The organism is Pseudoflavonifractor sp. MSJ-30, assembly GCF_018918045.1.
In the GTDB taxonomy this organism is placed as follows: domain Bacteria; phylum Bacillota; class Clostridia; order Oscillospirales; family Oscillospiraceae; genus Faecousia.
Map to the genome: position 1 here is coordinate 13,062 of NZ_JAHLPU010000044.1, position 14,398 is coordinate 27,459.

11 protein-coding genes and 3 tRNA genes are annotated in these 14,398 nt (G+C 56.0%); 9 read left to right on the forward strand and 5 right to left on the reverse strand.

The window, feature by feature from the left end; genetic code table 11:
* Positions 1-356 precede the first annotated feature (356 nt).
* Both KQI10_RS06555 and KQI10_RS06560 read left to right on the forward strand, forming a co-directional pair.
* Complete coding sequence (locus KQI10_RS06555; RefSeq protein WP_216566609.1) at positions 357-914, forward strand: RNA polymerase sigma factor; 558 nt, start codon at positions 357-359, stop codon at positions 912-914.
* 109 nt (positions 915-1,023) lie between these two features.
* The gene (locus tag KQI10_RS06560) at positions 1,024-2,511 is read left to right on the forward strand and encodes a hypothetical protein (RefSeq protein ID WP_216566610.1); all 1,488 of its coding nucleotides are present in this window, start codon (positions 1,024-1,026) and stop codon (positions 2,509-2,511) included.
* A gap of 77 nt (positions 2,512-2,588) precedes the next feature.
* Here the strand turns inward: KQI10_RS06560 and KQI10_RS06565 are convergent, their stop codons facing one another.
* The 4 genes from KQI10_RS06565 to KQI10_RS06580 form a co-directional block, all read right to left on the reverse strand.
* Complete coding sequence (locus tag KQI10_RS06565; RefSeq protein ID WP_216566611.1) at positions 2,589-3,341, reverse strand: exodeoxyribonuclease III; 753 nt, start codon at positions 3,339-3,341, stop codon at positions 2,589-2,591.
* Complete coding sequence (locus tag KQI10_RS06570) at positions 3,338-3,829, reverse strand: hypothetical protein (RefSeq protein WP_216566612.1); 492 nt, start codon at positions 3,827-3,829, stop codon at positions 3,338-3,340. The genes KQI10_RS06565 and KQI10_RS06570 overlap by 4 nt, the downstream gene beginning before the upstream one ends.
* Positions 3,826-5,097, reverse strand: a complete 1,272-nt coding sequence (locus tag KQI10_RS06575) for a cell wall metabolism sensor histidine kinase WalK (RefSeq protein ID WP_216566613.1) — start codon at positions 5,095-5,097, stop codon at positions 3,826-3,828. The genes KQI10_RS06570 and KQI10_RS06575 overlap by 4 nt, the downstream gene beginning before the upstream one ends.
* Before the next feature lie 145 nt (positions 5,098-5,242).
* Positions 5,243-5,920 (reverse strand): response regulator transcription factor, encoded by a 678-nt coding sequence (locus KQI10_RS06580; RefSeq protein ID WP_216566614.1) that lies wholly within the window; start codon positions 5,918-5,920, stop codon positions 5,243-5,245.
* Between the two features lie 185 nt (positions 5,921-6,105).
* Here KQI10_RS06580 and KQI10_RS06585 point away from each other — a divergent pair, with 185 nt between their 5' ends.
* From KQI10_RS06585 to KQI10_RS06605, 5 genes are all read left to right on the forward strand, one after another.
* Positions 6,106-7,650 carry a D-alanyl-D-alanine carboxypeptidase family protein gene (locus KQI10_RS06585; RefSeq protein WP_216566615.1) on the forward strand — a complete coding sequence of 515 codons (1,545 nt, stop codon included), beginning with the start codon at positions 6,106-6,108 and terminating at the stop codon, positions 7,648-7,650.
* Positions 7,650-8,207, forward strand: a complete 558-nt coding sequence (locus KQI10_RS06590; RefSeq protein ID WP_216566616.1) for a uracil-DNA glycosylase family protein — start codon at positions 7,650-7,652, stop codon at positions 8,205-8,207. The genes KQI10_RS06585 and KQI10_RS06590 overlap by 1 nt, the downstream gene beginning before the upstream one ends.
* 48 nt (positions 8,208-8,255) lie before the next feature.
* A tRNA-Thr gene (locus KQI10_RS06595) sits at positions 8,256-8,331 on the forward strand.
* A gap of 376 nt (positions 8,332-8,707) precedes the next feature.
* Positions 8,708-9,937 carry a class I SAM-dependent rRNA methyltransferase gene (locus KQI10_RS06600; RefSeq protein ID WP_216566617.1) on the forward strand — a complete coding sequence of 410 codons (1,230 nt, stop codon included), beginning with the start codon at positions 8,708-8,710 and terminating at the stop codon, positions 9,935-9,937.
* A 381-nt stretch (positions 9,938-10,318) separates the two neighbouring features.
* Complete coding sequence (locus KQI10_RS06605; RefSeq protein WP_216566618.1) at positions 10,319-12,001, forward strand: ABC transporter ATP-binding protein; 1,683 nt, start codon at positions 10,319-10,321, stop codon at positions 11,999-12,001.
* A 52-nt stretch (positions 12,002-12,053) separates the two neighbouring features.
* On the opposite strand, the gene KQI10_RS06610 is transcribed toward KQI10_RS06605, so the two are convergent.
* Positions 12,054-13,517: a C69 family dipeptidase gene (locus KQI10_RS06610; protein WP_216566619.1), complete on the reverse strand. Its 1,464-nt coding sequence runs from the start codon at positions 13,515-13,517 to the stop codon at positions 12,054-12,056.
* Positions 13,518-13,695: 178 nt separating this feature from the next.
* Between KQI10_RS06610 and KQI10_RS06615 the strand changes: the two genes are divergently transcribed.
* A tRNA-Thr gene (locus KQI10_RS06615) sits at positions 13,696-13,771 on the forward strand.
* A 41-nt stretch (positions 13,772-13,812) separates the two neighbouring features.
* Positions 13,813-13,888 (forward strand) — tRNA-Thr (locus KQI10_RS06620).
* The last annotated feature ends 510 nt before the right edge of the window (positions 13,889-14,398 follow it).

A 14,398-nucleotide genomic window follows, 5' to 3' on the forward strand; every position in this document is an offset into this window, starting at 1 on the left:
TTCTGTTTGAACGAAAACTTTTTCCAAATTATGGCTGGATTCAGGAGGACTTTTCTGGATATTTTTTTCGGGGGCGGTGCTCTCATCGCCCCGCCAGATATGACGTGAGAGCGGTCGGAAAAAACGGATACGCCAATATCGTCGGCTTCCCAATCGGCCCCGGAAAAAGTTTTCCTGGTGGGACAAGGAAGGGAACATGGGGCGACCTGGCTCCGATGCGGACAGGACTTCTGTCTGAAACTTAACGGCGAAATTTTCGCGCAAACAGAGAATATCACACATTTTTCTTTAAGAGAATGAAACACTTTCCCAATTTCCCCGTCTATATGGATGAAAGACAGAAAGGAGGCGGCATTATGGAGGGCGGGAAGATCCTGGAGCTTTTCTATGCCCGTTCGGAGCAGGCTATCCGGGAGACAGAGACAAAATACGGGGCCTACTGCTACAGCGTTGCCATCCATATTCTGGAGAACTGGCAGGATGCCCAGGAATGCGTCAGCGATACCTGGCTCTCCGCCTGGAACAGCATTCCGCCCCAAAGGCCAAGGGTATTCTCCGCGTTCCTGGCCCGGATCACCCGGAACCTGGCCATTGACCGCTGGCGGGAAAGCCGGACGGCCAAGCGGGGCGGGGGAGAGGTGAAGTATGCCCTGGACGAACTCTCCGGCTGCATCCCCGGCGGGGAGAGCCCGGAGGGGGAGGTGCTGCGGCGGGAGCTGCTGGCCAGCGTCAGCGCCTTTCTGGGGAGGCTCCCGGAACCGGAGCGCAGCGTGTTCCTGTGCCGCTACTGGTATTTTGACAGTGCGGAGGATATCGCCGCAAACTTCGGCTTTTCCTCGGGCAAGGTCCGCTCCATGCTCCATAGGACCCGGAAAAAGCTGCAAAACCATCTGAAGGAGGAGGGACTGCTATGAAGAAGACGGAATTCGCAAGCTCCTGAGCGACCTGCCGGAAAACTACATATTGGAGGCACAAGCCCATCGAACCGGCGCAAGACGTCCCGGCGGTGAGCGGGGACTGGTAGTGAAATATGCTGTTGCCGCAGCGTTAGCCGTGCTGATGATCGGCGGCTTTTTCTGGGCACTTGAAAAACAGACCCATGAGCCGACAACTCAGCAGGCGGCCCCAAAGCAGACTGCGGAAAAGCCCTGGCAGATGGACATCGTCAACAGCAAGCGCAGCTTTCAAAGCGATACCTATGGCTGCGGCCTGACCATTGAGGAATACGCCCAGCGTCTTCGGGAGGAGGATCCGGACTGCGCTCCCAGGGCCTATGTAAAGATCGATTTGGATCAGGACGGTCAGGAGGAGCTGGCCATCCGGTTTGAAAAAGACAAAAGGCATATGCTGACCCTGATCATCTGGCAGGACGGGGAGAATATCCGCGGCGCGGAATACACCAGACAAGATATGAGCTTTTTGAAGGAGGACGGAACGTTCTACTATCTGGACAGAGGCCACTGGGGCTGGGGCAGACTGGAACGCCGGGAGGCCGGCTGGAAGACCGTGATCCGGATGCCCCAGGGAGACAATTATTCCAGTACGAACGATGCCTGGTGGAGAGCAATGCCGGGAACGGAAAAGATCCCGACAAACCGCCGGAATTCCTGCCTTACACTGGGCTATTCCGGCAGAAGCGGCGTCTCCGGACCCATTGTCGGCGGGCTGACAGAAACGGATGCCTTTTCCCTCTATGTGCCTATTACCGGTTGGACCTACGAAAGCACAATGATCGGGCAGTATGCGGCGGACTGCTGGGTCTGTGACGAGGACCCGGACGCCCGGCTGTCTGTAATCAAGACAGGTACAGACGTGGATGCCCTGTCCTGGCTTGCGTATCTGGGAAAGAAGCCTATTACCCGACAGAGAACGGAAGGAGAATTGCAGCTGGTCAATCGCTATTCCCAGACCGTACACAGCGGCGCGGAAGGAGCGGGAACGACTATGGAGGTGTTTTCTCGGCTGGGCGAGACCACCAATTATGTGATTCAGATGGAATACGCCGATGAGGCCTGGGATAAAGACGTGATGTACTGTATGGTGGACAGCATTCGTTTTTACGATTCCGTTACCCTGAATATGCCGGTGGATCGTGTTTTCAATCTGGACGGGGAATCTATGATGGAATGCCATCTGACAGTTTTGGACGGCTATAGTCTGTATTTACCAAATGTATGGGGAATGCGGGACGCTGAGAAGGAGACCATCGGCTGCCACGATGCCAACACCTGGTACGGTCCGGACGGGGAAAGCCTGTCTATTGTTGACCTGGGAAAGATGAATTCCGACGATGCCATGGCCTGGACGCTGGGCAGCCAGGGGTGGACCATGTCTGAAACCGAAGGGAATACCCGGGTCACCGGCACCCGGGGAGACGAGCGGCTGGAAGTCACCTTTAAGTACCGGGTAGGAAACTGGACCTACGCCGTAATCAAACGCTGTCCCAAGGACAAGACGGAAGAGGTCTGGCCTGTGCTGGAAGCCATGGTAAGCTCCATACGGTTTTCCTGAAAAGCTATCTCGGGAAGCGCTATAAAAAATCCCTGTACAGACGAGTTTTATCGTCTATACAGGGATTTTTCACGTTTTTACAGATCAATTTCCAGCGTCACCGGACAGTGGTCAGAGCCGAGGACGTCCGTCAGAATATCCGCCTGAGTGATCCTGTCCTGAATGCGGTCGGAGACCAGAAAATAGTCGATGCGCCAGCCCGCGTTCTTGGCTCGGGCCTGGAAGCGGTAGGACCACCAGGAGTAGAGAATTTTTTCGGGGTACAAATGCCGGAAGCTGTCCGTGAATCCGGCTGCCAGAAGTTTGGCGAAGGACTCCCGCTCGGGCAGGGAGTAGCCTGCGTTGTTTTCGTTGGTTTTGGGATTCTTCAGGTCAATGGCTGTGGCGGCTACGTTCAGATCGCCGCAGACGATAACGGGCTTTTTTTCGTCCAGGCTGTGCAGATAGTTTCGGAAGGCTTCGTCCCAGCGGAGACGATGGGGGAGTCTGGCAAGCTCCTGCTGGGAGTTGGGGGTATAGCAGGTCACAAAGAAAAAGTTCTCATATTTCAGAGTAATGAGCCGCCCTTCGTTATCCAACTCCGGGATGCCCAGACCGTAGGTGACGGCCAGAGGCTCCTGCCTGGCAAAAATAGCCGTGCCGGAATAGCCTTTCTTCTCGGCGGAGTTCCAGTATTGATGGTAGCCGGGCAGCTCCAGAGAGATCTGTCCGGGCTGCAGCTTTGTTTCCTGAAGGCAGAAAAAATCTGCGTCCAGATCTTCAAAAACGGACTGAAAGCCTTTGCCGACACAGGCGCGCAGGCCGTTTACATTCCAGGAGATACATTTCATGGATTTTCCTCTTTCTGTGTGTCTTCCAAAGTGGCGCTGGTGTCCAGGAAGATCAAATCGTCGGGTCGGAAGCTCACGTCACGGTCTCCGCTGCGGATGGTGACCATGGAGAAGTCATCCAGCCCAAAGCAGGTCTTGGCGAGGCAGGCTCCGGCCAGAGTGAAGGAGATGTCCGCCATGCGGTTGCTGCCCGAGGACAGGAAAACTGTCAGAGCAGTGCCCGCCTGGGTCAGAGATTGCAGCTGGGTGCCGATGGGGTAGATGCTTTCCAGATTTTCCTCTGTGGGCCCAAGAAGATATAGCCGCAGCAGGTATTCCAGGTCCATGTCCGCTGAATCCCGGCTTTCGGACCCGATGGCCGCCTCCATAAAGCTGTAGACATAGTTTTTCCGGGGGTAATAAAAGGTGACCGCATTGTCATTTGCGGGCGTGGGGGCGCAGCCGGTGAGAAGGAGCAGGGCCAGCAGAAGCGCAAGCGTGCGTTTCATGCGTCATCCACCTCCGTATCGAAAATGGGGAAGGTCACGTGGAAGCGGGTCCCTGTGCCTACCTGACTGTCTACCTGGATCTCACCCCGGTTCCGGGAGACAATGGCCCGGACGATGGAAAGACCCAGGCCGCTGCCGCCGGTCTGCCGGGAGCGGGCCTTGTCCACCCGGTAGAATCGTTCGAAAATATGGTCCAGGGCTTCCGCCGGGATACCCATGCCTGTGTCTGTCACGGTAAGTTTGGCAAGATCTATGCCCCGGGTCAATGTCACGGTAACGGTGCCGCCGGGACGGTTGTATTTGATGCCGTTTTCCATAAGATTGAAGACGATCTGGTAAAGGTCATCCCGGGTGATCAGCACGGTGCTGTCCTTGTCCAGGTTCAGCTCCAGGGTGACGCCGCTCTTTTCCGCCACAGGTTTCAGCATTTTCGCCACCTGGCGGATGGTGGGGGCCATGCGAATCAGTTCCGATTCCTGCAGCGGCTGGCCGTCCACTTTGGTCAGGGACAGCAGCTTGGCAGTCATGCGGTTCAGGCGCTCCGCCTCACTGCCGATGTCCTCCACAAACTCCCGCATGGTTTCCGCGTCCATATCGTTCTGCAATATGGAGTCTGTCAGCAGTTTGATGGAGGCCAGGGGGGTCTTCAGCTCGTGGGAAGCGTCGGAGACGAACCGGCGGCGTTTTTCTTCGGAGGTCTGCAGCCGCTCGGTCAGGTCGTTAAATTCACTGGCAAGCAGCGTCAGCTCGTCATTGCCGCCTACGCTGACCTTCTGGTTGTAGTTGCCCTTTTGGATGGTGTGCATGGAGTCCATAATGGCCCGCATCCGGCGGGAAAAATGCCGGTTGTAAATCAGGGAAAAGAGAATCACGGCCGCCTCCAGAATCAGTGTGACCCGCAGAATGGTCTGCAAAAGCAAATCAATCACGGCGCCCTGTGCGGTATCGTACTCCGTAATGTAGACGCAGCCCGCCACAGAGCCGAAGTCCACAATGGGCGTGGCGGCCCGGGAAATCATGGCCCCGCTGTGGTAGCGCCAGGTGAACACATCGTTGCCCTGACATGCGCTCAGAACCTCCGGCAGCAGGACGAACCGGTTCAGAGCGTCGCCGGTGCTGTCGTAAATGCACAGCCCGGTGCTGTCCGTCACCAGAAGCCGGGAGGCCCGGAGACTTTCCAGCTGACTCAGAATACCGGATACTGTGGTGTTGTTCCATACGTCCAGAGTGGACAGCTCATCGGAGGCCAGCTGGCATTTTTCAATCATGGCGCTTTCTTTGTTTTCGTAAAACAGCCGTTGGCTCAGCCGGGTGCAGAAGAGATTCAGAAATATCAGGACCACCGCCGTAATGGCGATATAAGTCAGGGTGTAGTGAAATTGGGCGGTGCGGTAGCCCCGCAGCCGGGAATATTTACTTTCGGAAATAGTACCCCACCCCCCACTTGGTCAGAATGTGCTGGGGCTCTGCCGGATTCTCCTCCAGCTTTTCCCGCAGCCGCCGGATATGCACGTCCACCGTCCGGATGTCGCTGCGATATTCGTAGGCCCAGATGGTATCCAGCAGAGCCTCCCGGGAGTAGACCCGGTTGGCGTTGCGCATGAGAAACTCAATGACGTCAAATTCCTTGGCGGTCAGCACCACCAGCTCCTTGCCCTTGTAGGCGTTCCGGGCATCCAGATCCAGGGTGATGTTGCCGCCGGTGAGCTTATTGGGTTCCTGCTTTTCCGCAGCGCCGGAACGCCGCAGCAGAGCACGGATTCGGGCCTTCAGTTCCAGAATATTGAAAGGCTTGGTCAGATAGTCGTCGGCCCCGTGGTCAAAGCCCATGAGCTTGTCCATGTCGTCCACCTTGGCGGTGAGCAGGATGATGGGCACGTTGGAGAATTCCCGGATGCGGCTGCACGCGGTGAGGCCGTCCATGACCGGCATCATCACATCCAGCACGATAAGATCCGGGTTTTCGGATTTTGCCAGATCCACGGCCTCCTGGCCGTTGGAGCCGGTGATTACGTCATAGCCATCACTTTTCAGATTGAATCGAATGCCCTTGACCAGCAGGGCTTCATCGTCTACCACAAGAATCGTCATAAAAAGCCTCCTTACCGCCCCAAGCCCCTTGGGGAACATGAAGAAATCATGTCCATTTTGCAAATACCGCCGGGGACTGATTGACGGAAATTTGAAATGCTGTTATAATAACACAAATACTGTTACTAGTATACACGACTTTTTCCTGCCGGACAACCCCGGCAGTCAAATTTTAGGGGGAAACCATGAAAAAATCCTTGCTCTCACTGCTTCTGGCCCTGTCGCTTCTGACCGGGTGCCTGGTTGTTCCGGCATACGCCGATACCACCGCTGCCACGGATACAACGGGCGAGACGGAAGATCCTGCCATGACGGAGACTCTGCCGGATCTGGCCCAGGACGCCGAGGCCCCGCGGACGGACTATGCTTTCGGTTCTGTGTGCATCCTGAACGGCTGCCGCAGCCTGGACGGACAGATGCCCCTGGCGGGGTCCAATCGGAAACTGGATACGGCTCAGGCGGCCATTGTCTATGAGCGCAATACGGGAACGCTGGTCTATGCCTACAATCCGGATACCAAGCTGCCAACCGGTACGCTGTCCAAGATTGTTACGGCGCTGCTGGTGGTGGAGCGTATCGAGAATCTGGATGCTGTAGTGACGGTGCAGGAGGGCATCGCTTCCCGGATCCCCGCCGGCGCACAGTCCATCAAGCTCAGGAGCAACGAGGAAATGTCCGTGCGGGATTTGCTGCACTGCATGATTCTGCAGAACGCCGCCGACGCTGCCGTAGCCCTGGCGGAGTATGTGGCGGGCACCCGGGCGACCTTCGTAGATATGATGAACCAGCGGGTAAAACAGATGGGCTGCACCAACACCACCTTTACGGACGTCCATGGCGCGGGCTCCGGCGCTCAGTACACCACGGCCCGGGACATGATCCGCATTATGCTGACCTGCAGCGACAACGAGACGGTGAAGAAGCTGCTTTCTACCCAGGAATATACGGTGGAGGCCACAAATCTGTCTGAAAAGCGCAGCCTCCAGTCCCAGGACTATCTGATGCAGAACAAGATCGTTACCAAGTATATTGATGAGCGGGTCACCAGCGGCTTTGTCAGCTATTCCAATGACGCCGGCGCAAGCATTGTCTGTACTGCTGACAATACGAAGACCGCCGGGGCTACGGGCATGAATCTGGTCTGCGTGGTGCTGGGGGCCACTCGTGTGTTCGCTGAAAACGGCTGGTCGGTCACCAACTACGGCAACTTTGATGAAATGGTGAAGCTTCTGAGTTGGGCCTATAAAAACTTCAAGGTCCATCGGGTGATCTACAATGGCATGAGTCTGGAGCAGATCCCTGTGGCCGGAGGCAACAACGATGTGGTCGGCGTTGCCAATGTGGATATTGATTCGGTGCTGCCCTCCGCCGCCAAAATGGCAAATCTGATCCGCAATGTGTCTGTTCGGGATGGCGGCCTGACGGCGCCGATACAGAAAGACGATGTCATCGGCACTGTGGAGATATGGTACAGCAATTCCTGCCTGATGGAAGCCCAGCTGCTGGCTCAGGAGTCGGTGCGCACAGCCGCGGATTCCGGCCTGACGGTCTACAGCGCCCTGGCGCCTCAGAATCAGGGCGAGAAGAACAGCCTGTCCGGCGCGATCCTGATTATCTGCGCCGTGATTCTGGTGCCTACTGTCAGCTACCTTGCCATCAATTCCTATCTGCGCAGCCGGGCCAAGGCCAAACGCCGCAAAAGAAGAGAGAACCGGAGAAGGAGTCAGTAATGGAGAATTGGGAAGCGCTGGAAGAAAGCTGCCTGCACTGTGATCGCTGCCATCTGTGCGGAACGCGGCATAACGTGGTTTTTGGCGTGGGCAACCGGGAAAGCAAGCTGCTCTTCGTGGGAGAAGGCCCCGGAGAACAGGAGGACCTGCAAGGCATTCCGTTCGTAGGTCCCGCGGGAAAGCTGCTGGACGATATGCTCTCCATCATCGATCTGGACAGAGACCACTGCTATATTGCCAACATCGTCAAATGCCGTCCTCCCAGAAACCGGGATCCCCAGCCTCAGGAGCAGGATGCCTGCATCGGCTACCTGGAAAACCAGATCGCCCTGTTGCAGCCCAAAATCCTGGTCTGCCTGGGCCGCATCGCCGCGCAGAGGCTGATCGACCCCAATTTCCGCATTACCTATGACCACGGTACCTGGGTTCAGCGCCGGGGCATGCTCTGCACCGCCCTCTACCACCCCTCCGCCCTCCTGCGGGACCCGGGCAAGCGCCCCGAAACCTTCGACGACCTGCTCTCCCTGCGCGAAAAGCTCCGGGAATTGAATATTTGACCTCTTGACTTTTTGCCTTAGAACGGGTATAATAATCTGGCTTGTGATGCTAGTGTAGCACAGTCGGTAGTGCATCTCACTCGTAATGAGAAGGTCGCCTGTTCGAGTCAGGTCACTAGCTCCAGCAAAACCGCCGGTTTCAATGAGAAATCGGCGGTTTTGCTAACTTTTTGAGGCGGTTTGAAAGACCCCGAAATTGGCTTGGCGTTAATTTGGCGTTATTTTTTTGAGAGCTTCCTTTTTCACAGGAATCTCAATTTAGAAAAACAGAATTTCCAAACTTTTTTAATGTGGCTGGTTTTCAGAAAAAAGCGGATGACGCAGAGACGAAAAAGACTTGTTCACAGGAAACCGGGAAATGCGGAACCTTTTTGATGTTTTTGCGTTCAATGCTAATCCCAGTCCTCCGGCAGGGAGAGCATATGTCATGCCCGGCGGGCTTTTCTTTTTTTCCGATTTGTGTTATACTGAACAAAATCTATCAGAAAAGGACGATTCAAATGAAAGCAGAGCGGAGTTTTCCACGAATGATCATCACGGCCAAGGGCGCCCGGTGGGTGGAGCAGGGGCATCCCTGGATTTATGAGGGGGAGGTCATTCGGCAGGAGGGAGAATGTGAAAACGGCGGCCTGGTGGATGCGGTCAGCGAAAAGGGCAAGTATCTGGGCACCGGCTTTCTCAGCCGACACAGCAAGATCCGGATTCGTCTGGTGTCCCGGAATGCCAATGACCGGTTTGACGCCGCTTTCTGGCAGCGGCGGCTGCAATATGCCTGGGAGTATCGGAAGACGGTCATGGGGGAGGACATTTCCTGCTGCCGGCTCATTTTCGGCGAGGCGGACGGATTCCCGGGGCTGACGGTGGACAGATTCTCCGATTTACTGGTCACCCAGACCCTCTCCATCGGTATGGAAAAGGTAAAGGACGTGATCATCCCCCAGCTGGTGGCCCTTCTCCGGCAGGACGGGCAGACCATCCGGGGCGTTTATGAGCGCAACGATGTGGCCATCCGGGAGCTGGAGGGCATGGAGCAGAACAAGGGCTGGTACCTGCTGCCGGGAGAGACGCCTCCGGAAAGCCCGGTGACGGAGATCTGCGAAAACGGAATTTATTATGCGGTAGATGTGGAAAACGGCCAGAAAACCGGCTTCTTCCTGGATCAAAAGTATAACCGGCTGGCTGTTGCCCGGCTGGCCAGGGGCAAGCGTGTGCTGGACTGCTTCACCCACACCGGCTCCTTTGCGCTGAATGCCGCCAAAGGCGGAGCGGAGCATGTGACGGCGGTGGACATCAGTGATTCCGCCATTGAAATGGCCCGGCAGAACGCCAGACGCAACGGTCTGGAGAAGCGGATGGACTTTGTTACGGCGGATGTGTTTGATTTGCTGCCGGAGTTGACCGCCAAGGGCGGCGCACCCTATGATTTCATTATTCTGGATCCTCCGGCCTTTACCAAATCCCGGAAGACCGTGGACAGCGCTCAGCGGGGCTATAAGGAGATCAACCTGCGGGCGCTGAAGCTGCTGCCCCGGGGCGGGTATTTTGCCACGGCTTCCTGCAGCCATTTTATGCCCTCGGAGCTCTTTGTGAAGATGCTCAAGTCGGCGGCGCTGGACGCCGGGGTGGAGTTGCGGCAGATCGAAGCCAGACAGCAGGCCCCGGATCACCCCATCCTCTGGAACGTGCCGGAGACGGATTATCTGAAATTCTATATTTTCCAGGTTGTGTAAAGCCAAGCCGTCTGATTGCAGTATTTCACGTCGATAAACAAAAAGCGGGCCATTTCGTTGGCCCGCTTTTGGCATGTTCCGGCTACGGAACAGATACGGATGCGCGGTCCGCTGTTACAGCATCCATTCTTTTTGCCGGTGGATTGAGTTTGCATATATAATGGAAGATTTATTTGGATAATAAAAGCTGCATGACTGAAAAAATCACATTCTCATAACTTTTTCTTGCATTCTGTAAAATTTCCTGTATGATAGGGGAGAGGTGATAACAATGCGCATTTTTGTCGGAAACTGATTTCAAATTGAAAGCGGACTTTCAATTTGAAAAGGCACTGTGATTTTGCGGTGCTGCCCGATCAATTTTATCTGGAGGACAAAGAATTGAAAGTATTTCTGAAAAAATGCAGGCGGGAGGTCATTCTTTTCCTGCTTGCGGCCCTGGCCTGGACGGGAATCAATGTGACCCAGGCATTCCTGCTGGAGTATATTTCCGAAACGGCGCTGGAGGGCATCCCCAGGCGGCTGGGGATCATTGTCATCTGGGCGCTGGGATATGTGATCGTGGAGGCGGCGCTGGAATTTGCCTTCAGCTGCAGCGAACTGAATGTGCGGTCGAAGATCTCCGCGCTGTTCCGCAACGCACTGCTGGGGCGGATCCTGGAGTGCAGCATTGAGGAAAAAGAGAGCAAGGGAGACGGCTATTACCTCGCCATGGTCAACGACCAGGTGAACGAGGTGGAATCGGACTATGTCGGGGCTCTGCTGGATGTGGTCTGCCAGCTGTTTTTCCTGATTTTCGCGCTGGCGGCAACCACCGCCATTCAGCCCATGATGACCCTGATCGTGATCGTGCTGTGCATTCTGCCGCTGGTGGTGCCCAAACTCTTTACCAGACGGCTGGAGGCCACCAAACGGGATTCCGTGGCAGCCAAGTCCCGATATATAGATCTGCTGAATGAGCTCATGGCCGGCTTCACCGGCCTGAAGATCTTCGGACGGGCCGCCGATGTCTCCCGCTATCATCAGGAAGCCAACGAGGACACCCGCAGACGTGTTCTGCGCGGCAGGGTCTGGCAGAGAATGTCCATGTCCGCCAGCTATGGGCTGGGGAATCTGGTTGTTCTTGGGGCCTGGGTCTTCGGCGTGATTTTTGCCGTTTCCGGGGCCATTACGGTGCCGGAGATGATCGCCCTTACCAGTCTGATGAATCTGGTTGCAGGGCCGTTCCAGATCATCAGTGAGAATTATTCCGCGATTCTGTCTGGCCGGGCGGTGGTCAAGGATCTGGAGGCCTTTCTGGAAAGCGGAAACCACACGGCGGACAGCTGCAAGTCCGACGCAAAAGCGGTTTCGTCCATTGCACTGTCCCACAGTACGGTCATTCGGAACGACAGGAAGATTCTGGATGATGTTTCCGTCAGACTGGACGCGGGAAAGAAGATTTGCTTGGTGGGCTCCAGCGGCAGCGGAAAGAGCACGCTGCTTCGCACCATGGCAGGCATTCTGGAGATGCAGAGCGGAAGCCTCGTTGTCAACGGAGAAGACGTGACGGACAGGCCGGGCCTGACCCATAAAGATCTTTTGTATCTGACCCAGGAGACGACCATCTTTTCCGCCTCCATTGGAGATAACGTGTCCCTGTTCCGCAAAATGCCGGAGCAGACCCTGAAAACAGCCCTTCTGCGCGCCGGATTGGGGGACTGGTTCCACAGCGCCGGCGCCAATCTGAATAAGGTTCTGGAAAAGAACAGCGCCAAGCTGTCCGGCGGCGAGCAACGGCGGTTCGATTTTGCCCGGATCCTGGCAGAGGAAGGAAAGATTCTCCTGTTCGACGAACCCACCGCGGGGCTGGATGCTGCCAATGCCCGGAACATTATGGACCAGATCGCCGCCATGGACGGCTGCATGGTTATGGTTGCGACCCACGATCTGGACGAAGAGAATATGCGGCGGTTCGATGAAGTGTACATCATGGAAAACGGCCGGGTAGCCCTCCATGGCACACCGGACATTATCCTCGCCAGCGGCCGCTATAAAGAGCTGCGGCAAGGGGCGGCGAAATAAAAACGCGGGGCGGCTGTCAGCCGCCCCGTTTGCGTACTTTTGGCCGGAAAGATCAATTGTCTCCCCGGTTATATCCGTTCTTCATGCCCTGGCTGGCGGCCATAAGCACCTTGCCCAGAGCATTGATGGTCTCTTCTTTGGCCATGGCACACAGAGCCTCATTGGCCTGTTCCAGCAGACTGCTGTCGCCTGACCGGCGGTACTTCCCGTCATATTCCCGCAAAATGGCCCGGGCCCGGCTGGCAACGGCGGCCTGATACCGTTCCACATGGACAATGGCTGTGCCATAGTGGGGGTCCGCCAGCGCGCCGATCAGACGGCTGCCCCAGTAGAAGTTCTCCGTGGATACGTCCGTGGTCACATCAGTGAGGTACTTGGGCAGCTTGGCCACGTTTGTATAGACGGGCAGTACCGTGTCAAAGCTGGTGGAGCCGAAGCAAATCCATTCAACGCCCTTCAGCGCGTCCGGAACGTCGCTGCGAATCTGGCAGATGCCCATGACGCCGGTACGGTTGATGCCGATGGTGCGGTAGATGCCCTTCCGGGGGTCCTCCGCGTGGGCGTAGGGATTGTAAGGCGTTCCCTGATAGTAGGAGGAGAGAATGTACTTCACATCCTCCACCGTGACCTTCCGCTCCGGTACAAAGGACCAGGGAATGTTGTCGCTCTGGGGCGTAAAGTCCGCGTTGTCTCCCTCCCAGCGGTACTTGGTGGGGCAGAGATACCGGCCCATGAACCAGGCCCGGGGCGTGTTGTATACATGGTCGGAGTCGGAGTGGGAACCGAAGCAGTTCCGGGGATTGAAGCATCCGTCATTGTTGGTGTCCAGATGGTTTTCCTCAATGAAGGTCTTCAGGTCGGCGGAGCACAGGTTTTCCTTTCCCGCACCGAAAGCATCCTCAAAATCGAACCGGTCCAGGCCAAATTGGTTGGGCATAACGACGCATTCCTCGTCCGCTACCCGCCGGGCAATCCAGTGGTGGCCGCCGATGGTCTCCATCCACCAGATTTCGTTCTCATCGTTGAAAGCGATGCCGTTGGATTCATAAGTACCGTACTGCTCCAGCAGCTTTCCCAGCCGCAGCACGCCCTCCCGGGCAGAGCGGATGTAGGGCAGCACCAGAGTGACCAGATCTTCCTCGCCAATGCCGCCGGGGATATCCTTCCCACCCCGGCGCCTGGCCTTCTGATACTTGACCATGGGGTCGGCCCCCAGCACACGGGGATTGGTGGTGATGGTTTCCGTGGCACTCATGCCCACGTTGGCCGCATTGATGCCTGTGGCGGGCCAGACGCCCTCCGCGGGGTCCACATTGGGGCAGGATGTATAGCGCAGAGGTTCCTCCGGCAGGGGAATGGTCAGGTGAGCGATGACGCTTTTATAGTTCTTCGGCTGCTTTTTCGGGTCGATGAGTACCAGCTTTTTTACGTCAAAGGAACCGTCATCGGTTCGGGCAATCATAGTTGAGCCATCGTTGCTGGCCTTTTTGCCGACCAGAAGGGTAGTGCAGGGCATAGTTTTACCTCCAGTTTTCCTTTTTCTACATTATACCACAGGAAATTCAATTGTCCAGAGACAAATGTGCGTCAGAGAGAAGCGAAGATGGTTGAACAAAAAATGACGTTTTTCTGAATTTTACTATTGACAAATCTGGAATTGCGTTGTATAATACCCAAGCATTCGGCGAGAAAATGCTGCTATAGCTCAGCCGGTAGAGCGCATCCTTGGTAAGGATGAGGTCGCCAGTTCAAATCTGGCTAGCAGCTCCATATCTGCTTTACAGCAGTTTGACATACCGCCGATGCCGTTTGCTGCTATAGCTCAGCCGGTAGAGCGCATCCTTGGTAAGGATGAGGTCGCCAGTTCAAATCTGGCTAGCAGCTCCAACAGAACGTCCGGCCAATCGGCTGGGCGTTTTTTGATTCTATGCCGGGAGAACTGGCGGCCGAATCCCAGCGCGAAGCGCAATTTCAATAAGAGGTCGGAAGGGTTCCCGGAAAGCAGGCTTTCCGGGAAGCTGGCAGCCAGTTCAAATCTGGCTAGCAGCTCCACCAGAACGTCCGGCCAATCGGCTGGGCGTTTTTGCTTTTTGTAGGGGCCGATGCCCACATCGGCCCGGGGTTCTGACGGTATGGACGTGTTCGTTTTTACTGACCGCTCTGACGTTGTACCCTGCGGGGCGATGATGGCATCGCCCCCTACTGTGATAATTGCAAAAACTTTCCGGACAATTTGGAGGACTGTCCGGGCCCTCCTCCAAAATCAGAAAGGAACCACCCTATGGCTGATACATACGTCATCTCCCCCAAAGCATCCCGGCGGCTGAATCTGGCGAAGCTGTGGTTTGCGTTTATGGTGGTGTTCATCCACTCCAATCAGGAAGGGGTCAATATGGC

Bases quoted from the DNA above. Each gene is read 5' to 3' on its own strand.
- KQI10_RS06555 (WP_216566609.1), top strand. From the start codon at position 357: ATGGAGGGCGGGAAGATCCTGGAGCTTTTCTATGCCCGTTCGGAGCAG.
- KQI10_RS06565 (WP_216566611.1), bottom strand. From the start codon at position 3,341: ATGAAATGTATCTCCTGGAATGTAAACGGCCTGCGCGCCTGTGTCGGC.
- KQI10_RS06570 (WP_216566612.1), bottom strand. From the start codon at position 3,829: ATGAAACGCACGCTTGCGCTTCTGCTGGCCCTGCTCCTTCTCACCGGC.
- KQI10_RS06575 (WP_216566613.1), bottom strand. From the start codon at position 5,097: ATGATTGAAAAATGCCAGCTGGCCTCCGATGAGCTGTCCACTCTGGAC.
- KQI10_RS06580 (WP_216566614.1), bottom strand. From the start codon at position 5,920: ATGACGATTCTTGTGGTAGACGATGAAGCCCTGCTGGTCAAGGGCATT.
- KQI10_RS06585 (WP_216566615.1), top strand. From the start codon at position 6,106: ATGAAAAAATCCTTGCTCTCACTGCTTCTGGCCCTGTCGCTTCTGACC.
- KQI10_RS06590 (WP_216566616.1), top strand. From the start codon at position 7,650: ATGGAGAATTGGGAAGCGCTGGAAGAAAGCTGCCTGCACTGTGATCGC.
- KQI10_RS06600 (WP_216566617.1), top strand. From the start codon at position 8,708: ATGAAAGCAGAGCGGAGTTTTCCACGAATGATCATCACGGCCAAGGGC.
- KQI10_RS06610 (WP_216566619.1), bottom strand. From the start codon at position 13,517: ATGCCCTGCACTACCCTTCTGGTCGGCAAAAAGGCCAGCAACGATGGC.